Below are 23,965 nucleotides of genomic sequence, written 5' to 3'. Positions count from 1 at the left end.
GGTCAGGCGCGGGCGCCCAGGGCGTCCTCGCGGCTGCTGCTCCCACCCGGCGGCTGCGCGCCCCCGGTGACGGCGGCGGGATCCGCCAGCGCCCGCCGCCAGGGTAGCTCCGCGGCGCCGACGAGTTCCAGCCTCGAGCGCAGGGCGGCCCGCTCGATCCGCACGCCGCGCGCGAGGTCGCTCAGAGCCCGGGCGGAGACGCGGGCGGCGAGGCGCTCGCGGTCGACGGTGAGCAGCGAGCCGAGGAAGCCGCCGAGCACGACCGCGGTGGGGTTGAAGAGGTTGATGTAGGTGGACAGGCCCTCCGAGAGCAGGTCGACCTGGCGGGCGACCTCGCCGAGGACGGCGGGGTCGCGGGAGGTGCCCAGGGCGATGTCGAGCTCGTCCTGGTCGAGGACGCGGGCGCCGAGGACGTCGAGGAGGGAGCGCATCCGGACCTCGGCCTCGAGGCAGCCGCGCCGGCCGCAGCCGCAGAGGCGGCCGTTCGTGGCGACGAGGGTGTGGCCCAGCTCGGCCGCGAACCCCGAGGAGCCCTGGAGCGGGACGCCGCCGATGATGACTCCTCCGCCGATGCCGCCCGCGCCGCCGGTGACGTAGACCACGTCGGCCACGCCGTGCGCGGCTCCGAAGAGGGACTCGCCGATGGCGCCGAGGGTCGCGTCGTTGCCGACGGCGACCGGGAGGTCGAGGGCGCGGCTCAGCTGGGTGGCGAGGTCGACGTCGCGCCAGCCCAGGTGCGGGGCGCGGTGGACGAAGCCGGAGTCGGCCTGGACGAGGCCGGGGACGGCGACGCCCGCGCCGACCAGCGTGCGGAGCGACTCCCGCTCGGAGCGGAAGCCCTCGACGATCCCGGTGACGACGCGGACCACCGTGGCCGGGCTCGCGGGCTTGGGGGTGTCGAAGCGGACGCGGCGCAGCAGCTCGCCGTGCAGCCCGACGAGGCCGACGATGATCGCGTCGGTGTCGAGGTGGACGCCCACGGCCGCGAACCGGTCGCCGGGGACGACGGTGGCGCTGGGGCGGCCGATGCGGCCGTCCGGTGCGGTGGTCTCCTCCGCCACCCAGCCGAGCTCGCTCAGCTCGCCGACCAGGTTCGCGACGGCGGAGCGGTTGAGCCCGGTGAGGCGGCCGAGCTCGGCGCGGCTGGTGGGACCGGAGCGGTGCACCAGCGTCGCGAGGCTCGCGAGGTTCGTGCGGCGCAGCAGCGCGTTGCTGGAGGCTCCGACTGCTCCTGCCATGATCGCCTGCCTGTCGCTGGACCCCGACGGGTCTCGGATGCACTCGGGCGCGGCTCCCCCGAGGAGAAGCCGCGCCCGAGAACTGTAGAAGAGAAGGACGCGGAGCGCCGCTGGGCGGCGCCCGGCGTTCGCCTAGCGGCCGCCGGCGCGGCGCTTGTTGAAGATGTCGAACGCCACCGCGAGCAGGAGCACGAAGCCCTTGATCGCCATCTGCCAGGCCGCGTCGACCGAGAGGATGGAGAGGCCCATGTTGAGCACGCCCATCACGAGTCCGCCGATGACGGCTCCGACGACGGTGCCCACGCCTCCCTGGACGGCGGCGCCGCCGATGAAGACCGCGGCGATCGCGTCCAGCTCGTAGTTCTGTCCGGCCGAGGCGACCGCACCGCCGGCGCGGGCGGTGCTGACGATGCCCGCGACTCCGGCCAGTGCGCCCATGTTGACGAAGATGAAGAAGTTGACCCACTTCGTCTTGACGCCGGACATCATCGCGGCGAACAGGTTGCCGCCCATCGCGTAGATGTGGCGGCCGAAGACCGTCCGGCCGAGCACGAAGCTGTAGGCGAGGATCAGCACGGCGAGCACGATCAGGATGATCGGGGTTCCGCTGTAGCCGGCGAGCAGCCAGGAGAGGGCCATGATCGCGATGACGGCGATGGCCGACTTCGCGACCAGCGAGCCGATGGGCTCGCGGGGCAGCTCGAGGCGGCGGAGGGTCGCGCGGCTGCGGAGCTGCTGGGCCACGAGGACGACGCAGACGATCAGGCCGAGGACCAGGGTGAGCGCGTCGCGCCCGGCGATGCCGCCGAGGACGCCCGGCAGCCAGCCGGCGCCGATCGCGGTGAACTCGGTGGGGAGGCCGTTGATCGTTCCGCCGGTGAGGAGGACGAGGGTGAAGCCGCGGAAGATCAGCATGCCCGCGAGGGTCACGATGAACGCCGGTATGCCGACGAAGGCGACCCAGAAGCCCTGCCATGCTCCGACGGCGGCGCCGGTGACGAGGGCGACGACGACGGCCGCCCACCAGGGCAGGCCCCAGTTGTTCATCGCGATCGCCGAGATGGCGCCGACCATCGCCACGACCGAGCCGACCGAGAGGTCGATGTGGCCGGCGATGATGACCATCACCATGCCGATCGCGAGGATCAGCACGTAGGCGTTCTGCTGGATCAGGTTGTTGACGTTGCCGGGCAGGAGCAGGCGCCCGCCGGTCAGCACCTGGAAGAGCAGGATGATGATGGCCAGCGCGGCGAGGATGCCGTACTGCCGGAGGTTGATGTTCAGCCGGCGCGAGCGCTTGGGCGGGGTGGAGGGCGTGTTGGCGGGCGTGTCCGCCGGCGCTGTGGTGGTCGTGGCGCTCATCGGGCCTGTTCCTTTCCGGCGGTCATGTAGTGCATGAGGTGCTCCTGGGTGGCGTCGGCGCGATCGATCTCGCCCGTGATCCGTCCCTCGGAGATGGTGTAGATGCGGTCGGCGAGGCCGATCAGCTCGGGCAGCTCGGACGAGATGACGACGACCGCCTTGCCCTGGGCCGCGAGCTCGTTGATGATCCCGTAGATCTCGTACTTGGCTCCCACGTCGATGCCGCGGGTGGGCTCGTCGAGGATCAGCACGTCGGGACCGGAGAAGATCCACTTCGAGAGGACGACCTTCTGCTGATTGCCGCCGGAGAGCTTCCCCGTGACGGCCGAGACGGTCGGCGCCTTGATGTTCATCTTCGATCGGTACGAGTCGGCGACCTTGTACTCGCGGTGCTTGTCGATCACGCCGAGCCGGGCCAGGCGCGAGAGCGCGGCGGCCGAGACGTTGACGGTGATGTCGCCGATGAGGTTGAGCCCGTAGCGCTTGCGGTCCTCGGTCGCGTAGGCGAGGCCGTTGCGGATCGCCTCGTCGACGGTGCGGGTCTGGATCTCCTCGCCGTCCTTGTAGACGCGGCCGGAGATGCCGGTGCCGTAGCTCCTCCCGAAGATGCTCATCGCGAGCTCGGTGCGTCCGGCGCCCATCAGGCCCGCGAAGCCGACGATCTCGCCGGCGCGGACGGTGAAGGAGGCGTCGTCGACGACCACGCGGTTGATGTCGACGGGGTGGTGGACCGTCCAGTTCTCGACGCGCAGCTTCTCCTCGCCGATCTGCGGGTCGCGCGGCGGGAACATGCTGTTGAGGTCGCGGCCGACCATCGCGCGGATGATCCGGCTCTCGGACGCCTCCTCGCCGGCCATCGGGAAGCTCTCGATGGTGCGGCCGTCGCGGATGATCGTGACGGTGTCCGCGATGGCGCGGATCTCCTTCAGCTTGTGGCTGATGATGATGCAGGTGATGCCCTGCTTGCGGAGCTGGTCGATCAGGCCGAGCAGGTGGTCGCTGTCCTCGTCGTTGAGGGCGGCGGTGGGCTCGTCGAGGATGAGGAGCTTCACCTCCTTGGCGAGGGCCTTGGCGATCTCGACGAGCTGCTGCTTGCCGACGCCCAGCTCGAGGATCTTGGTCGCGGGGCTCTCGGCGAGGCCGACGCGGGCGAGCAGCTTGGCCGCCTCCGCGTTGGTCGCGTTCCAGTTGATGACGCCGCGGGTCGACTTCTCGTTGCCGAGGAAGATGTTCTCGGCGATGGAGAGGTAGGGGCTGAGGGCGAGCTCCTGGTGGATGATCACGATGCCGTCGGCCTCGCTGTCGTTGATCGACCGGTACTGCGCCTCCTCGCCCTCGAACTCGATGGTGCCCTCGAAGCTGCCGTACGGGTACACGCCGGAGAGGACTTTCATCAGGGTCGACTTGCCGGCGCCGTTCTCGCCGCAGATGGCGTGGACCTCGCCGGGCTGGACCGAGAGCGAGACGCCGTCGAGGGCGCGGACGCCGCCGCCGAACTCCTTGACGATGTCGCGCATGATGAGGATGGGACTGGCCAACAGGGCCTCACTTCGTTGGGGGGGAGTGGTGTGCGGACGGGGAGGCGGGGGCGGGGAGGATCGCTCCTCCCCGCCCCCGCCCGACGGATCAGAGTCCGACGTCGCCGGCCTTGAGGAAGCCGGAGTCGACGAGGACCGACTGCACGTCGTCCTTCGTGACGACCTGCGGCTCCAGCAGGTAGGACGGGACGACCTTCTCGCCGTTGTCGTAGGTCTCGGTGTCGTTGACCTCGGGCTCCTCGCCCGCGACGATCGACTGCACCATCTGGAAGACGCGGTCGCCGAGGGTGCGGGTGTCCTTCCAGACCGTCATGGACTGCTCGTCGGCGAGGATCGCCTTGACGTTGGCCTTGTCGGCGTCCTGGCCGGTGATGACCGGGTAGTCGGCGCCGGGGGTGTAGCCGGCCGACTTCAGCGAGGCCTCGATGCCGATGGCCAGGCTGTCGTTGGGGGAGAGCACGACGTCGACCTTCTGGCCGCCGGTGTAGAAGGACGAGAGGCGGTTGTCCATCTCGGACTGCGCCTTGTCGGAGGCCCAGCCCTGGATGCCGATCGAGGCCCAGTCGTCGTCCGACGCGGGCGACTTGCCCGAGGGGACGGTGAGCTTGCCGCTCTCGATGTAGGGCTGCAGGACGTCCCACGCGCCGGAGAAGAAGAACTTCGCGTTGTTGTCGTCGGGGCTGCCGGCGAAGGGCTCGAGGGTGAAGGGACCCGCGGCGTTCTTCAGGTCGAGGGTCGACTCGATGTACTGGCCCTGGAGCTGGCCGACCTTGTAGTTGTCGAAGGTCGCGTAGTAGTCGACGTCCGCGGTGCCGTTGATGAGACGGTCGTAGGCGATGACGGTGGCGTTCTGCTTCTTCGCCTCGGCGAGGACGGGCGCGAGCGCCTCGCCGTCGATCGCGGCGATGACCAGGATCTTGGAGCCGCCGGCGATCTGGTTCTGGATCTGCGAGATCTGCTGATCGGTCTTGTTGTCGGCGTACTGGAGGTCGACGGTGCAGCCGTCGCCCTCGAGCTGCGACTGGAGGCCTTCGCCGTCGTTGATCCAGCGCTCGAGGCTGCGCGTGGGCATCGAGATGCCGACGGTGCAGTCGCCTTCCGCGCCAGCGCCGGCAGCGGCGCCTCCGGAGTTGGCGGGGCTCGCGGAACAGGCCGCGAGGCCGAGGGAGATGATGCCGGCGGCGGCCAGCGTGGTGATGCCGCGGGAGAACTTCATGGAGTGCATTCCTCTCTGAAAGCAGTGTCCGAGGGAGAGGACGACAAGAGGCGTGCACGTGTGGCGCACGTCGTCGTGTCGTCGCCCGGGAGGGCGGGAGAGCCCCGAGGGGCTTTGTCCACGGAGAGAACATATTGCTTCGATCGGGGGGAGTAAAGCGCGGGCGGCGAATTTGTCCAGGCGATGCCGAAATGTGATCTTCGGGACGTCGACCCCCGCCGTTGCTAGGGGAGAACGCTCTCACCGCTCGGCTCCCGCCCGGCTCGCGCCCCTCCGCCGGGCGCCCGTCGCCGTCCGCGTGAGGGAAACGCGAGGACTCCGGGCCGGGCCGTAGGGGAACCGTGAGGACCGCTCCGAGGGGCCCCCGCGAGGTGTTGCATCGCTTCCTGTGCCGCTTCCCGGCAGGCGTCCGGTCCCGGGCGTCGTCCGCTCCCCGGATGGAGTCCTCCGTGCTCGACCTCGCCTACCTCCTCGGCGTGCTCGCCCTCTTCTCGCTCATCGCTCTCGCCGCGAAGGGGGTCGAGCGGCTGGGCGGACCGCCCCCCTCGGCGACCCGCGGGACCCGCGAGAAGGAGGCGGGCCGGTGATCGTCTTCGACGCCCTCGCGGCCGTGCTGGCGCTCGCCGCCGTCGTCTACCTCGTCGCGGCCCTGATCCGACCGGAGCGCTTCTGATGGATCCGCTCCTCGCCGTCCTCCAGGTCGCGACCGTCGGCCTGGCCGTCGCCCTCCTCCACCGCCCCCTCGGCGACCACATGTTCCGCGTCTACACCTCGACGCGTGACCTCGCCCTCGAGCGCGGCGTCTACCGCCTCATCGGCGTCGACTCCGCGGGCGAGCAGAGCTGGCGCGCCTACCTCCGGGCCGTGCTGGCCTTCTCGCTCGTCGGCGTGCTCCTGCTCTACGGGATGCAGCGCCTCCAGGCGGTCCTGCCCGGCTCCCTCGGCCTGGCCGCGGTGCCGGAGGGGCTGGCGTTCAACACCGCCGTCTCGTTCGTCACCAACACCAACTGGCAGTCCTACTCCCCGGAGGCGACCCTCGGCTTCGCGGTGCAGCTCGGCGGCCTCGCCGTGCAGAACTTCGTCTCGGCGGCCGTGGGCCTGGCCGTGGCGGTGGCGCTGATCCGCGGATTCGCGCGCCGCTCCTCCGGAACGCTCGGCAACTTCTGGGTCGACCTCGTGCGCGGCACGCTGCGCCTCCTGCTGCCCCTCGCGGTGGTGGCGGCGGTCGTGATGATCGCGGGCGGCGTGATCCAGAACCTGAACGGCCCGCTGACGGTGACCACGCTCACCGGCGGCGAGCAGAGCATCCCGGGCGGCGCGGTGGCCTCGCAGGAGGCGATCAAGCTGCTCGGCACCAACGGCGGCGGCTACTTCAACGCCAACTCCGCGCACCCGTTCGAGAACCCCTCGGCGTGGGTGTCGCTGCTGCAGATCGTGCTGATCCTCGCGATCCCGTTCTCGCTGCCGCGCACCTTCGGCCGGATGGTCGGCGACGTGCGGCAGGGGCGCGCGATCCTCGCGGCGATGGCGACGATCTTCGTCGTGTCGCTCGCGGCCCTCACCGCGCTGGAGGCGGCGGGCGGCGGATCCGCGGCACAGGCCGCCGGAGCCGCGATGGAGGGCAAGGAGACGCGCTTCGGCATCGCCGGCTCCGCCCTCTACGCGACCGCCTCGACGCTCACCTCGACCGGCGCCGTCAACGCGATGCACGACTCCTTCACCGCGCTCGGCGGCATGCTGCCGATGCTCAACATGATGCTCGGGGAGGTCGCCCCCGGCGGCGTCGGCTCGGGCCTCTACGGGATGCTCGTGCTCGCGGTGCTGGCCGTGTTCGTCGGCGGGCTGCTGGTCGGCCGGACGCCCGAGTACCTGGGCAAGAAGCTCGGCCCGCGCGAGATCAAGCTCGCGAGCCTCTACATCCTCGTGACGCCGACGCTCGTGCTGGCCGGCACGGCCCTGAGCTTCGCGATCCCGGCGGTGCGGGAGGACGTGGAGAGCACGTCGATCCTGAACCCCGGGCTGCACGGGCTCTCGGAGGTGCTCTACGCCTTCACCTCCGCGTCCAACAACAACGGCTCGGCGTTCGCGGGGCTGACGGCGAACACGCCCTGGCTGAACACGGCGCTCGGCGTCGCGATGCTCCTCGGCCGCTTCCTCCCGATCCTGCTGGTGCTCGCCCTGGCCGGCTCGCTCGCGGCGCAGTCGCCGGTGCCCTCCAGCGCCGGCACGCTGCCCACCCACCGGCCGCAGTTCGTCGGCCTCCTCGTGGGCGTCACGGTCGTCGTGACCGCGCTCACCTACTTCCCCGTACTCGCGCTGGGCCCCCTGGCGGAAGGACTGCGACTCCGATGACCACTGCACTGACCGAGGCCCCCGCGGAACCCGCGCGCCCCACCCGCGCCGCCCTCGGGCCGCGCCAGCTCGCCGCCGCGCTCCCCGGAGCGCTGCGCAAGCTCGATCCGCGCCTGATGTGGCGCAACCCCGTGATGTTCATCGTCGAGGTCGGCGCGGTGCTGACCACGGTGCTGGCGATCGCTGAGCCGTTCCTCGGGGGGCCGGAGGAGTCGGGCGGATCGACGGTGCCCGTCACCTTCACGGCCGGCATCGCGATCTGGCTCTGGCTCACCGTGGTGTTCGCGAACCTCGCGGAGTCGGTGGCCGAGGGCCGCGGCAAGGCCCAGGCCGAGAGCCTGCGCGCCACCCGGACCAGCACTCCGGCCCGGCGCGTGGCCGACTACGACCCCGCGGACCCCTCCGCCCTGTCGGCCCGCCTGGTCGAGGTCTCCTCGGCCGAGCTGCAGCTGGGCGACGTGGTCGTGGCGGAGGCGGGCGACCTCGTCCCCGGCGACGGCGACATCGTCTGGGGCATCGCCTCCATCGACGAGTCGGCGATCACGGGCGAGTCGGCCCCGGTCGTCCGCGAGAGCGGAGGCGACCGCAGCGCGGTGACGGGCGGCACGCGAGTGCTCTCGGACCGGATCGTGGTGCGCATCACCTCCCGGCCGGGCGAGACCTTCGTCGACCGGATGATCGGCCTGGTCGAGGGCGCGTCGCGGCAGAAGACACCGAACGAGATCGCGCTCGACATCCTCCTGGCGAGCCTCTCGATCGTGTTCGTCGTGGTCGTGCTGACCCTGAACCCGATCGCCTCGTTCGCGGGAGCCTCCGTGAGCGTCCCGGTGCTGGTCGCCCTGCTCGTCTGCCTCATCCCGACCACCATCGGCGCCCTCCTCTCGGCCATCGGCATCGCCGGCATGGACCGGCTCGTGCAGCGCAACGTGCTCGCGATGTCAGGCCGGGCGGTGGAGGCGGCGGGCGACGTCACGACGCTCCTGCTCGACAAGACGGGGACGATCACCTACGGCAACCGCCGCGCGGTGGCGTTCCTCCCGCTCGACGGAGTGGCGCAGGCCGCCCTCGTCGACGCGGCCGCCTCCTCCTCGCTCAGCGACCCGACGCCCGAGGGGAAGTCGATCGTCGACCTCGCGGGCGACTCGGGCCGCCCCGCCGCCGAGCCCGCTCAGGCCGCCGTGGTGCCGTTCACCGCGCAGACCCGGATGAGCGGGCTCGACCTCGCCGACGGCTCCTCCATCCGCAAGGGCGCCGGCTCGGCCGTGCGCGCCTGGGTGGAGGAGGAGGGGCCGCTGCCGTCCGCGGTCGCGGCGCGCCTCACGGTGCTCGTCGACGGCGTCTCGGAGAGCGGCGGCACGCCCCTCGTCGTCGCGGTGAAGGACGCCCACGGCGCCCGCCTGCTCGGCGTCGTGCACCTGAAGGACGTGGTGAAGGACGGGCTCGCCGAGCGCTTCTCGGAGCTGCGCGCGATGGGCATCCGCACCGTGATGATCACGGGCGACAACCCGCTGACCGCGAAGGCGATCGCGGCGGAGGCGGGAGTCGACGACTACCTCGCCGAGGCGACCCCCGAGGACAAGCTCGCCCTGATCCGGCGCGAGCAGGAGGGCGGCGCGCTGGTCGCGATGACCGGCGACGGCACCAACGACGCCCCGGCCCTCGCGCAGGCCGACGTGGGCGTGGCGATGAACACCGGCACCTCGGCGGCGAAGGAGGCGGGCAACATGGTCGACCTCGACTCCGACCCCACCAAGCTCATCGACATCGTGCGGATCGGCAAGCAGCTGCTGATCACCCGCGGCGCGCTCACCACGTTCTCGATCGCGAACGACGTGGCGAAGTACTTCGCGATCATCCCGGCGATGTTCGCGGGGGTCTTCCCCGGGCTCGCGGTGCTGAACGTGATGCAGCTGCACTCGCCGGCCTCGGCGATCCTCTCGGCGATCGTGTTCAACGCGCTGGTGATCGTCGTGCTGATCCCGCTCGCGCTGCGGGGAGTGGCGTACCGCCCGGTCGCCGCCTCGCGCATCCTCAGCCGCAACCTCCTGGTCTACGGGCTGGGCGGAGTGATCGCTCCGTTCCTCGGGATCAAGCTCGTCGACCTGATCGTCGCCGCGATCCCCGGCTTCTGACCCGTCCGTCCCGACCACCGAAGACAGAGAGAAGAGACCATGTTCCGTCCCTACGGTGTCGCGCTGCGCGCGATGATCGTGCTCACCGTGCTGCTGGGAGCGGCGTACCCGCTCGCGGTGCTCGGGATCGGGCAGCTCGCCCTGCCCGCCCAGGCGAACGGCTCGCTGCTGCGCCAGGACGGCGCGGTGATCGGCTCGTCGCTCATCGGGCAGTCGTTCACGGACGCCGACGGAGCGCCCCTGCCGGAGTGGTTCCAGTCGCGTCCCTCCGCCGCGGGCTACGACGCCGCGGCCTCGACCGGCAGCAACCTCGGCCCCGAGAACGCCGACCTCGTCGCGTCCGTCGAGGAGCGCCGGGCCGCGATCGCCGCCTTCGAGGGCGTCGACCCGGCCGCGGTGCCGGCCGATGCGCTGACCGCCTCCGCCTCGGGGCTCGACCCCGCGATCAGCCCCGCCTACGCGCAGCTGCAGGCGCCCCGCATCGCCGCCGCCCGCGGGCTCGACGTGAGCGCCGTGCGCGCGCTGGTCGACGAGCACACCGCGGGCCGCGAGCTCGGGTACCTCGGCGAGCCGACGGTGGACGTGCTCGAGCTCAACGCCGCTCTAGCGCGGCTGTGACCGCTCCGGTGGCGCCTCCGGCTCGTAGAATCGCGATCGGCTCGTCGGGACCGTCCGATCGAGCGGATCGACGCCGGACCCGCGAGCCCGGGACGCCCCGGAGCCGCGAGCACGAGGGGAGGCCGGGAGCATGACGAAGGGCCGCCTGCGCGTGCTCCTCGGAGCCGCGCCCGGAGTGGGCAAGACCTACACGATGCTCGAGGAGGGCCGCCGGCTCGCTGCCGAGGGCCGCGACGTCGTGGTGGCCGTGGTCGAGACGCACGGCCGCTCCGCCACCGCCGCGATGGTCGAGGGGCTGGAGGTCGTGCCGAGGAGGGCCGTCGAGCACCGCGGTGTGCTGCTCGACGAGATGGACCTCGACGCGGTGCTGGCCCGCCGGCCCGACGTCGCGCTGGTCGACGAGCTCGCGCACACCAACGCCCCCGGCTCCCGGCACGAGAAGCGCTGGGAGGACGTGCGGACGCTCCTCGACGCCGGCATCACCGTCTTCTCGACCGTGAACATCCAGCACATCGAGTCGCTCAACGACGTGGTGCACGCGATCACCGGAGCGCCGCAGCGCGAGACGATCCCGGACGCGGTCCTCCGCGCCGCCGATCAGATCGAGGTCGTCGACCTGGCGCCCCAGGCGCTGCGCGACCGCCTCGCCGACGGCCGCGTCTACCCGCCCGAGCGCATCGACGCCGCGCTGTCCAACTACTTCCGGCTCGGCAACCTGACCGCCCTGCGCGAGCTCGCGCTGCTCTGGCTCGCCGACGAGGTCGACAGCGCGCTCCGCGACTACCGCGTCGAGCACGGCATCGACAGCACCTGGGAGGCGCGCGAGCGCGTGGTCGTGACCCTCACCGGCGGGCCGGAGGGGGAGACCCTGCTGCGGCGCGGCGCGCGGATCGCGGCCCGTGCCTCCGGGGGCGACCTGCTCGCCGTGCACGTGGTGACCCCCGACGGCCTCCGCACTCCCCGGCCGCACGTGCTCGAGGCGCAGCGGGTGCTGGTCGAGAAGCTCGGCGGCAGCTACCACCAGGTGGTCGGCGAGGACGTGCCGCGCACGCTGGTCGAGTTCGCCCGCTCGGTCAACGCGACGCAGCTGGTGATCGGCGTGAGCAGGCGGAGCCGTCTCGCCTCGGCGCTGACGCCCGGCACGGCGTCGACGGTGATCCGCGAGTCCGGCAACATCGACGTGCACATCGTCAGCCACTCCGCCGCCGGGCGCACCGCGGTGCTGCCGAGGCTCGACGGGGCACTGACGCTGCGGCGCCGCCTCCTGGGACTGGCCCTCGCCCTCGTGGGCGGCCCGCTGGTGACCTGGCTGCTCTCGAGCCTCCGCAGCGACGAGTCGATCACGAGCGACGTGCTCTCGTACCAGCTGCTGGTGGTGGTGGTCGCGCTGGTCGGCGGGCTCTGGCCGGCCCTCTTCGCGGCCGTGCTCTCGGGGCTGACCCTCGACTTCTTCTTCGTCGATCCGCTCTACACGATCACCGTCGACGAGCCTCTCCACGCGCTCGCGCTGGTGCTCTACGTGCTGAACGCGGCGCTCGTCAGCGCCGTGGTCGACCGCGCGGCCCGGCGGGCGCGGGCCGCCAAGCGGTCGGGGGCGGAGTCGGAGCTGCTGGCGACGATCGCGGGCGGCGTGATCCGCGGGCAGGGGGCGCTGCAGGCGATCCTCGAGCGCTCGCGCGAGGCGTTCGGGCTGACCGGCGTGCGGCTGCTGCGCGGCGGCGAGCTCGTCGCGGCCGACGGCGAGCCGCAGCCGGAGGGCGATCCCGCGCGCATCGCGGTGGGCGAGGGCGCGGTGCTCGAGCTGCACGGCCGCGAGCTGGAGGGGAGCGAGCGGCGGCTGCTCCAGGTCGTCGCCGCCCAGCTGGACTCGGTGCTCGAGAACGCGGCTCTCAGCGAGACGGCCAGCTCCCTCGCTCCGCTGGCCGAGACCGACCGGGTGCGCAGCGCCCTGCTCTCGGCCGTCAGCCACGACCTGCGCCGGCCCCTCGCCGCGGCCACCGCGGCCGTCAGCGGACTGCGCTCGCCCGAGGTGGTCTGGAGCGAGCGCGACCGGGAGGAGCTGCTCGCCACCGCCGACGAGAGCCTCACCGTGCTCGCCGCGCTGGTCACCGACCTGCTCGACGTGACGCGGCTGGAGGCGGGGGCGCTCGCCGTGGCGCTCGCTCCGCTCGACGCCGCCGACGTGGTGCTCCCCGCGCTCGACGAGCTCGGGCTCGGTCCCGGCGAGGTCGACCTCGACCTCGATCCGGAGGGCCCGGCGCTGCTCGCCGACGCGGTTCTGCTGCAGCGCGTCGTGGTCAACCTGCTCGCGAACGCCGTCCGCTACGCGCCGTCCGGCACCCGGGTGCGCGTGGCCGCCAGCGCCTTCGGCGGGAGCGCGCAGCTGCGGATCGTCGACCACGGCCCCGGGGTGCCCGAGGAGCGCCGCGCCGAGATCTTCGTGCCGTTCCAGCGACTCGGCGACGACGACAACCTGACGGGCCTGGGCCTCGGCCTCGCGCTCTCGAAGGGGTTCACGGAGGGGATGGGCGGCACGCTCGAGACGGAGGACACTCCGGGGGGCGGGCTGACGATGGTGGTGACGCTGCCGCTGGCGCCGGAGACTGCTGCCGCTGCTCCTGCGGCTCACGTCGCTCCTCCCGCCCCGCACGACGGCGGCTCGGGCACCGCTCCGCACGAGGACTCCGGAGGAGCCGCATGAAGATCCTGATCGCCGACGACGACCCCCAGATCCTGCGCGCCCTGCGCATCACGCTCACCGCCCGCGGATACGACGTGGTGACGGCCGGCGACGGCACCGAGGCGATCAACCGCGCGGTGGACGAGCATCCGGACCTCTACATGATCGACCTCGGCATGCCACGGCTCGACGGGGTCGAGGTCATCCACGGACTGCGCGGCTGGACGAGCGCGCCGATCCTGGTGGTGTCGGGACGGACGGGCGCGGCCGACAAGGTGGGCGCGCTCGACGCCGGCGCGGACGACTACGTCACCAAGCCGTTCTCGATGGACGAGGTGCTCGCGCGCATCCGGGCCCTCTCGCGGCGGGTGCAGCCGGCCGACGGCGAGCCGCTGGTCGTGATCGGCGAGGTGACCGTGGACCTGGTGGCCAAGAGCGCGACGCGGGACGGCGTCTCCGTGCGGCTGACTCCGACGGAGTGGCAGGTGCTCGAGATCCTCATCCGCAACGCGGGCAAGCTGGTCACCCGCCGCTCGCTGCTGGCCGAGATCTGGGGCCCCGCGCACGTCACCGACACCGGCTACCTGCGGCTCTACCTCGCGCAGCTGCGCAAGAAGCTCGAGCCCGACCCCGCGCATCCGCGGCACCTGCTGACCGAGGCCGGCATGGGCTACCGCTTCGTGCCCTGACCGGCCTGTGCTCGGCGGGGGGAACCCCGGACCGTCGAGGGAGCCCGCCGGTCGTGGCTCCCGCGACGGTCCGGGATCGCCTCGGCGGAGGGGGGCAGGTCACCAGTCGTGGACGGTGCCGTCGGCGAGTCGGTTGGAGGGCAGGTACGCGCGCACGTAGGGGTACTTCCCGGCGGCGTCGACGTCGAGCTCGACGCCCAGCCCGGGGGCGTCGCCCGGGTGCAGCCGTCCCTCGCTCCAGGTGAACGACTGCTGGAAGACGCTGTCGGTCCGCTCGCCGTGCTTCATGTACTCCTGGATCCCGAAGTTGTGGATCGCCAGGCCCAGGTGCATCGCGGCCGCCATGCCCACCGGGGAGACGTCGGTGGGTCCGTGCATCCCGGACTTGATCTGGTACTGCGCGGCGTGGTCGAGGATCCTCCGGAGGTGGGAGACGCCTCCGGTGTGCGTGACCGCGCTGCGGATGTAGTCGATCAGCTGCTCGCGGATCAGGAGCTGGTAGTCCCAGACGGTGTTGAAGACCTCGCCGATCGCCAGGGGCGTGGTGGTGTGCTGCCGGACGAGGCGGAGGGCCTCCTGGTTCTCGGCGGGCGTGCAGTCCTCGAGCCAGAAGAGGTCGTACGGCTCGAGGGACTTGCCGAGGGCCGTGGCCTGGATCGGTGTCATCCGGTGGTGGCCGTCGTGGAGGAGGGGGAGCTCCGGCCCGAACTCGTTGCGGACGGCCTCGAAGACGCGGGGGACGTGGCGCAGGTAGGCGCGGGTGTCCCAGTCCTCCTCGGTCGGCAGGCCGCCTCGCTGCGCCGGCTCGTGGTCGTAGCGCACGCCGGCGTTGCCTTCGAGGACGGCGTTGGAGGCGATGCCGTAGATCGAGGTCAGTCCCGGCACCGCGGTCTGCACGCGGATCGCGCGGTACCCCTGCTCCTGGTGCTCGCGGATGCTGTCGAACAGCTCCGCGTCCGTCCGCCCGGACGCGTGGCCGTAGGCGAGCAGGCCGGTGCGGGACGCGCCTCCGAGCAGCTGGTAGAGCGGCATGCCCGCGGCCTTGCCCTTGATGTCCCAGAGGGCGGTGTCGACCGCCGCGATCGCCGCCATCGTGACCGGCCCGCGGCGCCAGTAGGACGACCGGTAGAGGAACTGCCAGGTGTCCTCGATGCGCGAGGCGTCGCGGCCGAGGAGCAGCGGCACGACGTGGTCGGCGAGATAGGAGACCACGGCGAGCTCGCGGCCGTTGAGGGTCGCGTCGCCGAGGCCGGTCAGCCCGTCGTCGGTCGTGAGCTTGAGGGTGACGAAGTTGCGGTCGGGACTGGTGACGACGACCTCGGCCTTGTCGATCTTCATGGGATGCCTTTCGTGGTGGGGGATCGGGTCAGGGGTTCCGGCCGGGAGCGCGGTCCATCGAGAACGCGGCGGTCGAGAGGCCGGGCGCCACGGGCGCGGCCTGACCCGTGCTCTCGCGGCGCTCGGCGATCTCGGCGACGATCTGCGCGTGCCGGCGGTCGGTCAGCGGGTAGAACGCCATGATCAGCACCGCGAGCAGGGCCGCGACGGCCGGGATGAGGCCGGCGGCGGCGCGGATGCCCCACTCGGCGTGCTCGCTCTGCTCCGCGGCCCCGGCCACGTAGCCGCCCCAGGCCAGCGCGTACGCGGCGAGGGCGCCTCCGACCGCCTGGCCGGTCTTGCGGGTGAAGGAGAACAGGGCGTAGATCGTGCCCTCGGAGCGGATGCCGGTCTTCCACTCCCCGTACTCGACGGTGTCGGCCTCGATCGCCCAGACGAGCATGTTGACGAGCTGGATGCCGACGTAGGCGAGGACCAGTCCGCCGAAGCCGACCGCCACCGCGTCGCCCGGGGCGAGGAAGACGACCGTTCCGCCGCTGATCAGGACCGCGACTCCGGCCATGTAGGCGTTGCGCTTGCCGAACCGCCGCACGATCGTCGGGACGAGGGCGGCCAGGCCGAAGGTCAGGGCGAGCTGGATCAGCGACATCGCGGCGTAGAGCTGGACCGATCCGAGCACGTCGCGCAGGTAGTAGAGCTGCACGGTCTGGAGCGCGAGGGTCCCGGTGAGGAACAGGAACGAGCTGAGGCAGAGGAAGAGCAGCGGCCGGTTGGAGCGGAGGGTCGTCATGCTCTGACGGAACGTGACGTGCGCGACGTCGCGCTGGACGCGCTCCTTCGCGGTCAGGATCGTGAAGAGGTAGAGCGCGGAGCCGACGACGACGAAGCTCAGCGTGACGATCGAGAAGAGCGACTGCAGATCGGCGCCGGGGACGACCAGCGGGGCCATGAAGGTGCCGAGCCCGGCCCCCACGATCGCGCCGCCGATGGCGCGGGCGCTGGCGAGCTTCGCGCGCTCGGTGCCGACCTGCGTCATCGCTCCGGCGAGCGAGCCGTAGGGGATGTTGACGAGGCTGTAGGCGAGGCCGAGCGCGGCGTAGCTCAGGTAGGCGTAGAGCAGGGTTCCGCTCTCGCCGATCTGCGGGACGGAGAAGGTCGCGGCCGAGAGCAGCAGGAGCGGGACCGACCCGAACATCAGGAAGGGCCGGAACTTGCCGAAGCGCCTGCTGTAGGTGCGGTCCACGACCCGGCCGGCGAAGACGTCGGCGAACGCGTCGAAGATCCGCACGACGAGCAGCAGCGTGCCCGCCGCGGCCGCGGAGATCCCGGCGACGTCGGTGTAGTAGACGAGCAGGAACATCGTGGCGGTGGTGAAGGCGAGGTTGTTCGCCGTGTCGCCGGCGCCGTAGCCCACGATGCTCAGCTTCGAGAGCTTCTCAGCGGCGGGCGCTCCGGGCGCGGTGGTGCGGGGGGTCATGCGGGCTCCTTTACCCGGGCGCGGACCCGTCGGGATCCGCGCCGCGTCGAGACGGTGCGAGGGTGGCGATCGGTTGCCGACGGCGCCGGAAGGCGCCGCGCGGAGAGGCGGGGTGGAGGTCTAGGCCGCCTGAGCGGCGACCGCGGCGACGAGGGCCGGGTCGTCGGCGAGGCGCGGGTCGACGAGCCGCAGCAGCGCCTCGACGGGCCGGGCGGAGCCGAGGGCGCGGTCGAGGGCGTGGCGCTGCGCGTCGGGCAGGCGCTCACCCTGGAGCAGCAGTGCGATCCAGTCGGCGACGGCACGGAGGGAGGCGGCTCCGTCGTGTCCGCCCGCGCGCTCGGCGAGGAGCACGGGCGCGATCCGGATGCGGAGCTTGGCGGTCGCGTCGGCGCCGATCTGCTCGAGCCGGTGCTCGATCCGGGGGTTGCCGAAGCGCCCGAGGAGGGCGGCGCAGTAGGCGTCCGCGTCGAGACCGGCGGGCAGGCCGGCCGCCGCCTCCGCCCAGAACGCCTCGACGGCGCTCCGGCAGGCGGGGTCGGCGATCGCCTCCGCGACGGTGGCGAGACCCCGCCGGCGGCCGGTGGCGGCGAGGAGCGTGTGCGCGCCGTTGAGGAGTCGCAGCTTGCGCCGCTCGAAGGGCTCGATGTCGTCCACGAAGCGGGCTCCGGCGCGCTCCCAGGCGGGCCGGCCGGCGGGGAAGCCGCCGCAGAGGACCCAGTCGCGGAACGGCTCGGTCACGACGGACGCGGCGTCGCTGATGCCGGTGAGCTCGGCCGCCGCCTCCCGGTCCGCCGCCGTGGCGGCCGGAGTGATCCGGTCGACGGAGGTCGACACGAACGAGACGGTGCGGTCGATCCAGTCGGCGAGCGACGGGTCGAGCCGCTCTGCGAGCAGGAGCAGCCCACGGCGCACGAGAGGGCCGTTGCCGGAGAGGTTGTCGCAGGGGACGACGGCGAGCGGGCCGGAGCCGGCGTCGCGCCGGGCGGTGAGGCCGAGGAGGAGGCGGCCGAGCGCGGTCGTCGGCGCTCCTCCCGATCGGAAGGCGGCGAGGTCGCTCCGGACGGCGGGGTCGTCCAGGTCGAGGCCGCCGTCCGCGGCGAGACGGTACCCGGCCTCCGTGATCGTCAGCGTGACGATCGCCGTCGCCGGAGCCGCGACGAGCTCGACGAGACGCGCGACGTCCGCGCCGTCGACCGCCTCGACGATGCTGCCCACGACCGTCGCCGAGTCGCCCTCCGGTCCGCGCTCGATCAGCGTGAACAGGCCGTCCTGCGCGGCGAGCTCCTCGGCCGCGCGGGGGCTCCGGCCGGTGAATGCGGCGATGCCCCACTCGTGGTCGTCGTCGACGGCGTGCGTGTACCAGGCCTGATGCGCTCGGTGGAAGGCGCCGAGGCCGAGGTGGACGATGCGGACGGGAGCCGCCGGCAGGCCCGTCGATGCGCGATCGAGACCGCCTCCTCCGCCGTGCCCGCTCACAGCTTGAAGACCTTCCGCGGCTGGGAGTCGACGAGGTCCAGGATGACGGCGCTCGCCGTCTCGGAGTCGATCCGCCCCTCGGCGACCAGGCGCGCGAGGAACGCGGCGTCCAGCCTCCGCGCCATGTCGTGACGGGCCGGGATGGAGAGGAACGCGCGGGTATCGTCGATGAAGCCGGAGCTCCGCGAGAAGCCGGCGGTCTCCGTCACGGCGGCGCGGAAGCGCAGCACCGCGTCGGGCGCGTCGAGGAACCACCACGGCGCTCCGAGGAACACCGACGGGTAGTAGCCGGCGAGGGGAGCGAGCTCGCGCGAGTGGGTGCTCTCGTCGATCCCGAAGAGGACGAGGTGGAAGCCCGGTGCGTTGCCGAGCTCCTGCAGCAGCGGGCGGAGGGGCTCGGCGAACCGGGTCGCGACGGGGATGTCGTGGCCGGTGTCGGGACCGAAGCGCTCGAAGGTCGGCCGATCGTGGTTGCGCAGCACGCCGGCGTGGACGGTCATCACCAGGCCGTCGTCGACGCTCATGCGGGCGGACTGCAGCAGCAGGTGCGCGGCGAGGACGCGGCTGCCCTCGGCGTCGATCGTGCCGGCGCGGGCGCGGGCGAAGAGGGACTGCGCCTCGGCGGGGTCGAGGTCGACGGTCAGCGGCTCCAGCACTCCGTGGTCGGCGGAGACGGCGCCGTGGTCGAGGAAGTACCGGCGCCGGGCGCGGAGGGCCTCGAGGAATCCGGGGAAGCTGGACTCCTTCGTTCCGGTGGCGGCGGCCAGGGCGGCGACGCGCTCGGGCCAGCCGGGGGTGGAGGGATCGAGGTAGGCGTCGGGGCGGAAGGTCGGCAGCACGCGGCCCGGGAACGCCGGATCCTCCGCCAGAGCCCGATGGACGGCCAGGTCGTCCAGCGGATCGTCGGTCGTCGCCAGCACCTCGATCCCGAACCGCTCGAAGAGCGCCCGCGGGCGGAAGGCGGCGGACGACAGCCGGGCCCCGATCGCCGCGAAGAGGGCGTCGGCGGTGGAGGCGTCGGGCTGCTCGGTGATGCCGAACTGCTCGGCGAGGATCGACTGGAGCCAGTAGCCCGAGGCGGTTCCCGCGAAGATCCGCCAGTGCGCGCAGAACGTGCGCCACACCTCCTCCGGGCCGGCGAGGCGCTCGCCTCCCGGGATGCCGAGATCGCCGAGGTCGATCCCGGCGGAGTGGAGCAGACGGGTGACGTAGTGGTCGTGCCGGAGGAAGAGCTCGGCCGCGTCGGCGAACGGGCGGTCCTCGAGCAGGAGGCGCGGATCCACGTGCCCGTGCGGGGAGAGGATCGGCAGGTCGGCGACGCTCGCGTGGAGATCGCGGGCGATCGCCCGGGTCGTCGGGTCGATCGGCAGGAGTCGGTCGGGATCGTTCAGCAGCTTCGTCGGCACAGGGCCATCCAAGTATGGGTGCCGAGGAGTGTCAACCGATTGCCAGAGGTGTCGCACCGGATGGCGCGCCGGGCGCGGACCGGGGTCAGGAGTCGCGGCGGGGTCCCGTCGAGGCGCGCGGGACGAACTCCGTCGGCAGGTCGTCGGCCCGCTCCGGAGGCTCCTCGTCGCCGAGCACCCGGCGGACCGCCCGCTCGCCCATCCGGCCCAGCGGTGCGCTGATGGTCGACAGCGGCGGCGAGGTGAAGTCGCTCCCGAAGATGTCGTCGAAGCCGATGATGCTGAGCTGCTCCGGGATCGCGACGCCCGACTCCTGAGCCGCGCGCATCAGTCCGATGGCGACCAGGTCGTTGTAGGCGATCACCGCGCCGACGCCGGAGGCGGTCACCCTCGCGAGCGCGCTCCTCCCGCCCTCGAGGGTCGAGACGCCCGGCCCGATCTCGACGACCGTCATGCCCCGCTGCGGAGCGCGGTCGAGGAGGAGCTCCCATCGCGCGGCGCTCATCCACGAGTCGGGCGGACCGGCGATGAAGGCGAGGGAGCGGTGGCCGAGGGCCGCGAGGTGGTCGAGCGCGGCGTCGATCCCGGGGGCGAGATCGGGCACGATCCCCGCGACGCCGGGGACCACGCGGTTGAGGACGACGACCGGGATGCGCCCGGCCAGCGCGATGATCTCCTCGTCGCTGAGGCGGGTGCTGACGAGGACGAGCCCGTCGGTGGAGGCGGCGATGCGGTCGGCCGCCTCGGCCTCGCGCTCCCCGGACTCCTGCGACTCGGCGAGGATCATCGTGAAGCCGCGGAGCGACGCCGCCCGCTCCGCTCCGCGCACGGCGGGGAAGAAGGCCGGGTTGGTGATGTCGGCCACCAGCAGCCCGAGGGTCGAGGTGCGGCCCGTCGGCAGCGCGCGCGCCATCGGGTTGAGCCGGTAGCCCAGCTCCTTGGCGGCGGCGCGGATCCGCTGCTCGGTCGCGGCGTTCAGCCGTCCGGGCGTGCTCAGCCCGCGCGAGACGGTGGAGGGGGCGACGCCGGCGAGTCGGGCGACGTCGTAGATCGTCGTCGCGGAGCGGCCGCGGCGTCTCGCGGCGGAGGGGCCGGTGGGCACGTCTTCGCTGGGCACGATCGCGGTCTTCTCTCGAGGGGCACGGCGGCGGACGGGGCGCCGTCCGCCGCCCATGCTGCCACAGGGCCGAGAAGCCCGCCCGGCCCGTCGCTCGCGTCCGGGTCGGGCCGGATCGGGGAGCCCGCGCTCCGGGAGGCCGCCGTCGCCGGCCGGCCGCCCACCGCTCCGGCCCCGTCCAGCGCGGGTCCGCGCGGCTCCGCCCCGTCAGCTCCGCTCCGGGAACGCCCCCTCCTCGCGGATGCGCTCGTTGAGCGCCGCCAGGAACACGCCCTCGTCGAGGTCGAGCGGTACCTCGCGTCCCGTCCAGCTCGAGTAGTGGATGGCGTTGGCGAGCCGGACCCCGAGGATCCCCTCCGCCCCGGGTGCGAGCAGCGGCGTGCCGTGCAGGATGCTGTCCGCGAAGTCCTGCAGGACGGCCGTGTGCTGCTCGCCCCAGACCGACGCCGACTCGATCCGCTCCGTCGTGGAGAGGCCCGCGGTGTCGTAGCGACCGCTGAGCAGGAGGCCCACGTCCTCGGCGCTGAGGGCGGCGCTGACCTCGCGCTCGGGGGCGGTCAACCGGGTGATCGTCGCGACCCGGGAGTCGTCGACGACGATCCGGCCGCGGTCGCCGACGATCTCGAGGCGGTCGGTGCCGATCGGGTCGTGCGTCGTGGTGACCAGCACGCCGGTCGTGCCCCCGCCGAAGTCGGCGAGCACCGTCACCTCGTCCTCCACCGCGATGTCGCGGCACCGCCCGTAGCCGGCCTTCGCGACCACCGACTCCGGCACTCCGCACAGCCACTGCCACAGGTCGAGCTGGTGGGGCGCCTGGTTGACCAGGACGCCTCCGCCCTCGCCTCCCCACGTCGCACGCCACGCGCTCTGGTCGAAGTAGGCCTGCGGCCGCCACCAGGTCGTGATGATCCAGTTCGAGCGCAGGATCCGGCCGATCCCGCCCTCGTCGACGACCTCCTTGAGCCGGCGGTAGAGCGGGTTCGCGCGCTGGTTGAACATGATCGCGAAGCGCTGCCCGGGACGGGCGGCGGCGGCTTCGTTCAGCTCCGCCACCTGCGCGGCGTAGACGCCCGCCGGCTTGTCGACCAGCACGTGCAGCCCGTGCTCGAGAGCGTCGATGCCGATCCCGGGGTGGAGGTAGTGCGGAGTGCAGACGACGACGGCGTCGACCTCTCCGCTCGCGAGGAGGGAGCGGTGGTCGGCGTGGAGGGACGCTCCGGGTGTGAGCGCGGCGGCCGCCGCCTCCCGGGCGGGGTCGACGTCGGCGACGGCGGTGACGACGAGGTCGCGCACCCTGCCGTCGGCGAGGAAGCGGGCGTAGGAGGAGCCCTGGGCGCCGAATCCGATGATGCCGAGGCGGACGGTGGTCATGGGAGGAGTCCTTCGTTCGGGGTGGAGTGGGGGATCCGCGCGGGCGCGCTTGGGGCGTAGGCGGCCTGGACGATCGCGAGCGACCTCGCCGCCTCGCGGGGCGAGATCCAGAAGGGCTCGTCCTCGCCGAGGCGGGCGTAGAAGTCGTGCACGAGCAGCTCGTGCGAGGCGCCCCAGTACGAGCGCCCGCCGGATCGGCGCTCCGTGTCCGGGACGACCTCGACGGATCCGTCGTCGCGCCGCACGGTGAGGGCACCGCGCAGCGAGACGGTGGCGCGCTCGGTGCGCAGGCGGAGCTCGACCGGCTCGTCCCACGCGTTCGCCACGGTCGCGTAGAGGACGCTGCGCGCGCCGGAGGCGTGGGTGAGCACCAGGTCGGCGGTGTCCTCGACCTCGATCGGCAGCAGGCGCGTGGAGGCGGAGCCGCTCACCGCGACCACCTCGCCGAGGAGCCACTGCAGGAGGTCGACGGTGTGGATCGCCTGGTTCATCAGCATCCCGCCGCCGCCCTCGGCCCGCATCCCGCGCCAGGGGCGGTCGAGGTAGTAGCCGGGAGTGCGGTGCCAGAGCACGGTCGCGGCCGCACCTGTCACGGCACCCAGGGAGCCGGACGCCAGCAGCTCGCGGAGGCGCTGCACGGGCGGGTTGTAGCGGTTCTGGAAGCAGACGCCGATGCGCGCCCCGCCCCGCTCGGCCGCGGCGATCACCTGCTCGCCCTCGGCGACGGAGGAGGCGAGCGGCTTCTCGAGGAGCACCGCGACGCCGCGGTCCAGGGCCGCGACCGCCAGCGCGGCGTGCGTGCTGTGCGGAGTGCAGACGTGCACGACGTCGGGGCGGACGGAGTCGAGCATCCGGACCGCCTCGGGGAAGCCCGGCACCGCGTGCCTCTCGGCGGCCGCGGCGAGCCGGCCCGGGTCGGTGTCGCAGACCGCCACCAGCTCCGCGCCGGGTGCGGTGCCGATCGCCGCGAGGTGGACGGAGGAGATGTCGCCGCAGCCGATCACCGCCGCGCGGACGGTCATCGCAGGTCGATCCCGAGCGAGGAGGCGAGCCCCCGGAAGGCCCGAGCGGCCACTCCGAACGACTCGGGGCCGGAGAATCCGCCGAGGGCGTCCGTGATCGCGAGGTGCGGCTCCAGCGAGGCGACGCCCGTCCAGCCGTCGTCGCGCAGGGCGGTGAGCGTCTCGCGCAGCTGGCCGTCGCCCTCGCCGGCGGGCACCACGGTGCCGGTCGCGGCCACCGCGTCCTTCACCTGCAGGTAGTCGACGTAGGGCCGCAGCGCCGTCCAGCCGTCGTCGAAGGGCCGCACCCCGCACTGCACGAAGTTCGCGTTGTCCCAGGCGAGGCGCAGGGCGGGCGAGCCGACGGACTCGACCAGGTCGAGGATCCGCTCGGGAACGTCGCCGTAGATGTCCTTCTCGTTCTCGTGCAGCAGCACCACGCCCTCGCGCTCGGCGCGGTCGGCGAGCATGCGCATGCGCAGCAGGACGTCGTCGCGGATGCTCTCGACCGGCACTCCCTCGCCCCGGTAGAACGAGAAGACGCGGATGCTCGGTGTGCCGAGGGCGTGCGCGGCGCGGATGACGCGGTCGAGGCGCGCGACCTCGAGCTCGGGATCGAGGGCGACGTCGACCTTGCCGATGGGCGAGGCGACGGCCGAGACGGACTGGCCGCCGCGCTCGAGCACGGCGGCGAGGCGGGCGAGGCGCTCGTCGTCGAGGTCGACGACGTTCCGGCCCCAGGCGCTTCGCACCTCGATGCTGTGCGCGCCGAGCGCTCGGAGGACGGCGACCTGGACGACCGGGTCGGGGTCGATCTCGTCGCCGAAGCCGGAGAGGGTCCAGGGCGCGGGGTTCTCGGGTGCGGTCGTCGCGGGTGCGGTCGTCACGGGTGCGGTGGTCACGGTGCGTGCCTCGTTCTCGTCGTCGGGAACCGGCGGGCAGGAGCGCCGCCGT

At 72.8% G+C, this 23,965-nt stretch carries 19 protein-coding genes; 7 read left to right on the top strand and 12 right to left on the bottom strand.

Annotated elements, in window-relative coordinates:
• Positions 1-2: 2 nt before the first annotated feature.
• The 4 genes from C5D36_RS01950 to chvE form a co-directional block, all read right to left on the bottom strand.
• Complete coding sequence (locus tag C5D36_RS01950) at positions 3-1,238, bottom strand: ROK family transcriptional regulator (RefSeq protein WP_104222655.1); 1,236 nt, start codon at positions 1,236-1,238, stop codon at positions 3-5.
• Between the two features lie 132 nt (positions 1,239-1,370).
• Positions 1,371-2,600 carry a multiple monosaccharide ABC transporter permease gene (mmsB, locus tag C5D36_RS01945; protein ID WP_104222654.1) on the bottom strand — a complete coding sequence of 410 codons (1,230 nt, stop codon included), beginning with the start codon at positions 2,598-2,600 and terminating at the stop codon, positions 1,371-1,373.
• The gene (gene mmsA / locus C5D36_RS01940; protein WP_104222653.1) at positions 2,597-4,117 is read right to left on the bottom strand and encodes a multiple monosaccharide ABC transporter ATP-binding protein; all 1,521 of its coding nucleotides are present in this window, start codon (positions 4,115-4,117) and stop codon (positions 2,597-2,599) included. The genes mmsB and mmsA overlap by 4 nt, the downstream gene beginning before the upstream one ends.
• Before the next feature lie 109 nt (positions 4,118-4,226).
• Complete coding sequence (gene chvE / locus C5D36_RS01935) at positions 4,227-5,354, bottom strand: multiple monosaccharide ABC transporter substrate-binding protein (protein WP_374952918.1); 1,128 nt, start codon at positions 5,352-5,354, stop codon at positions 4,227-4,229.
• 437 nt (positions 5,355-5,791) lie between these two features.
• On the opposite strand from chvE, the gene C5D36_RS16725 reads away from it, so the two are divergent.
• The 7 genes from C5D36_RS16725 (at position 5,792) to C5D36_RS01905 (ending at position 13,825) form a co-directional block, all read left to right on the top strand.
• Positions 5,792-5,941: a hypothetical protein gene (locus tag C5D36_RS16725; RefSeq protein WP_167299012.1), complete on the top strand. Its 150-nt coding sequence runs from the start codon at positions 5,792-5,794 to the stop codon at positions 5,939-5,941.
• Positions 5,938-6,027, top strand: a complete 90-nt coding sequence (gene kdpF / locus C5D36_RS01930) for a K(+)-transporting ATPase subunit F (protein WP_068209492.1) — start codon at positions 5,938-5,940, stop codon at positions 6,025-6,027. The genes C5D36_RS16725 and kdpF overlap by 4 nt, the downstream gene beginning before the upstream one ends.
• Positions 6,027-7,706, top strand: coding sequence for a potassium-transporting ATPase subunit KdpA (gene kdpA / locus C5D36_RS01925; protein WP_104295075.1), 1,680 nt, complete (start codon positions 6,027-6,029; stop codon positions 7,704-7,706). The genes kdpF and kdpA overlap by 1 nt, the downstream gene beginning before the upstream one ends.
• The gene (gene kdpB / locus C5D36_RS01920) at positions 7,703-9,838 is read left to right on the top strand and encodes a potassium-transporting ATPase subunit KdpB (RefSeq protein ID WP_104268827.1); all 2,136 of its coding nucleotides are present in this window, start codon (positions 7,703-7,705) and stop codon (positions 9,836-9,838) included. Before kdpA ends, kdpB begins: the two co-directional genes overlap by 4 nt.
• A gap of 39 nt (positions 9,839-9,877) precedes the next feature.
• Positions 9,878-10,456: a K(+)-transporting ATPase subunit C gene (kdpC, locus tag C5D36_RS01915; RefSeq protein WP_104295074.1), complete on the top strand. Its 579-nt coding sequence runs from the start codon at positions 9,878-9,880 to the stop codon at positions 10,454-10,456.
• Positions 10,457-10,586: 130 nt separating this feature from the next.
• The gene (locus tag C5D36_RS01910; RefSeq protein ID WP_104295073.1) at positions 10,587-13,157 is read left to right on the top strand and encodes an ATP-binding protein; all 2,571 of its coding nucleotides are present in this window, start codon (positions 10,587-10,589) and stop codon (positions 13,155-13,157) included.
• Positions 13,154-13,825 (top strand): response regulator, encoded by a 672-nt coding sequence (locus C5D36_RS01905; RefSeq protein WP_104222647.1) that lies wholly within the window; start codon positions 13,154-13,156, stop codon positions 13,823-13,825. Before C5D36_RS01910 ends, C5D36_RS01905 begins: the two co-directional genes overlap by 4 nt.
• A 99-nt stretch (positions 13,826-13,924) precedes the next feature.
• On the opposite strand, the gene manD is transcribed toward C5D36_RS01905, so the two are convergent.
• From manD to C5D36_RS01865, 8 genes are all read right to left on the bottom strand, one after another.
• On the bottom strand, positions 13,925-15,163 hold the full coding sequence (gene manD / locus C5D36_RS01900; RefSeq protein WP_104295072.1) for a D-mannonate dehydratase ManD: 1,239 nt from the start codon (positions 15,161-15,163) through the stop codon (positions 13,925-13,927).
• A 28-nt stretch (positions 15,164-15,191) separates the two neighbouring features.
• Positions 15,192-16,640, bottom strand: a complete 1,449-nt coding sequence (uidB, locus tag C5D36_RS01895) for a glucuronide transporter (RefSeq protein WP_104225767.1) — start codon at positions 16,638-16,640, stop codon at positions 15,192-15,194.
• A gap of 120 nt (positions 16,641-16,760) precedes the next feature.
• Positions 16,761-18,116: a mannitol dehydrogenase family protein gene (locus C5D36_RS01890; protein ID WP_258062840.1), complete on the bottom strand. Its 1,356-nt coding sequence runs from the start codon at positions 18,114-18,116 to the stop codon at positions 16,761-16,763.
• Complete coding sequence (gene uxaC / locus C5D36_RS01885; protein ID WP_104295071.1) at positions 18,113-19,522, bottom strand: glucuronate isomerase; 1,410 nt, start codon at positions 19,520-19,522, stop codon at positions 18,113-18,115. The genes C5D36_RS01890 and uxaC overlap by 4 nt, the downstream gene beginning before the upstream one ends.
• 85 nt (positions 19,523-19,607) lie before the next feature.
• Positions 19,608-20,639 (bottom strand): LacI family DNA-binding transcriptional regulator, encoded by a 1,032-nt coding sequence (locus C5D36_RS01880; protein WP_181072728.1) that lies wholly within the window; start codon positions 20,637-20,639, stop codon positions 19,608-19,610.
• 207 nt (positions 20,640-20,846) lie between these two features.
• Entirely contained in the window at positions 20,847-22,010 is a 1,164-nt protein-coding gene (locus tag C5D36_RS01875; protein ID WP_104295069.1) for a Gfo/Idh/MocA family protein, read from the bottom strand.
• Positions 22,007-23,032 (bottom strand): Gfo/Idh/MocA family protein, encoded by a 1,026-nt coding sequence (locus C5D36_RS01870; RefSeq protein ID WP_104295068.1) that lies wholly within the window; start codon positions 23,030-23,032, stop codon positions 22,007-22,009. Before C5D36_RS01870 ends, C5D36_RS01875 begins: the two co-directional genes overlap by 4 nt.
• Positions 23,029-23,913 carry a sugar phosphate isomerase/epimerase gene (locus C5D36_RS01865; protein WP_258062839.1) on the bottom strand — a complete coding sequence of 295 codons (885 nt, stop codon included), beginning with the start codon at positions 23,911-23,913 and terminating at the stop codon, positions 23,029-23,031. The genes C5D36_RS01870 and C5D36_RS01865 overlap by 4 nt, the downstream gene beginning before the upstream one ends.
• Positions 23,914-23,965 lie beyond the last annotated feature (52 nt).

This window comes from Rathayibacter sp. AY1C6 (genome assembly GCF_002931535.1).
Lineage (GTDB): Bacteria > Actinomycetota > Actinomycetes > Actinomycetales > Microbacteriaceae > Rathayibacter.
The sequence above is the reverse complement of the archived record's forward strand: the minus strand, read 5'-3'. Positions and strand labels throughout refer to the sequence as shown.

Coding starts and splice junctions, on each gene's coding strand:
- mmsA (WP_104222653.1), bottom strand. CDS start 4,117: ATGCGCGACATCGTCAAGGAGTTCGGCGGCGGCGTCCGCGCCCTCGAC.
- uidB (WP_104225767.1), bottom strand. CDS start 16,640: ATGACCCCCCGCACCACCGCGCCCGGAGCGCCCGCCGCTGAGAAGCTC.
- mmsB (WP_104222654.1), bottom strand. CDS start 2,600: ATGAGCGCCACGACCACCACAGCGCCGGCGGACACGCCCGCCAACACG.
- C5D36_RS01950 (WP_104222655.1), bottom strand. CDS start 1,238: ATGGCAGGAGCAGTCGGAGCCTCCAGCAACGCGCTGCTGCGCCGCACG.
- kdpB (WP_104268827.1), top strand. CDS start 7,703: ATGACCACTGCACTGACCGAGGCCCCCGCGGAACCCGCGCGCCCCACC.
- C5D36_RS16725 (WP_167299012.1), top strand. CDS start 5,792: ATGGAGTCCTCCGTGCTCGACCTCGCCTACCTCCTCGGCGTGCTCGCC.
- C5D36_RS01905 (WP_104222647.1), top strand. CDS start 13,154: ATGAAGATCCTGATCGCCGACGACGACCCCCAGATCCTGCGCGCCCTG.
- C5D36_RS01870 (WP_104295068.1), bottom strand. CDS start 23,032: ATGACCGTCCGCGCGGCGGTGATCGGCTGCGGCGACATCTCCTCCGTC.
- C5D36_RS01875 (WP_104295069.1), bottom strand. CDS start 22,010: ATGACCACCGTCCGCCTCGGCATCATCGGATTCGGCGCCCAGGGCTCC.
- kdpA (WP_104295075.1), top strand. CDS start 6,027: ATGGATCCGCTCCTCGCCGTCCTCCAGGTCGCGACCGTCGGCCTGGCC.
- chvE (WP_374952918.1), bottom strand. CDS start 5,354: ATGAAGTTCTCCCGCGGCATCACCACGCTGGCCGCCGCCGGCATCATC.
- manD (WP_104295072.1), bottom strand. CDS start 15,163: ATGAAGATCGACAAGGCCGAGGTCGTCGTCACCAGTCCCGACCGCAAC.
- C5D36_RS01910 (WP_104295073.1), top strand. CDS start 10,587: ATGACGAAGGGCCGCCTGCGCGTGCTCCTCGGAGCCGCGCCCGGAGTG.
- kdpC (WP_104295074.1), top strand. CDS start 9,878: ATGTTCCGTCCCTACGGTGTCGCGCTGCGCGCGATGATCGTGCTCACC.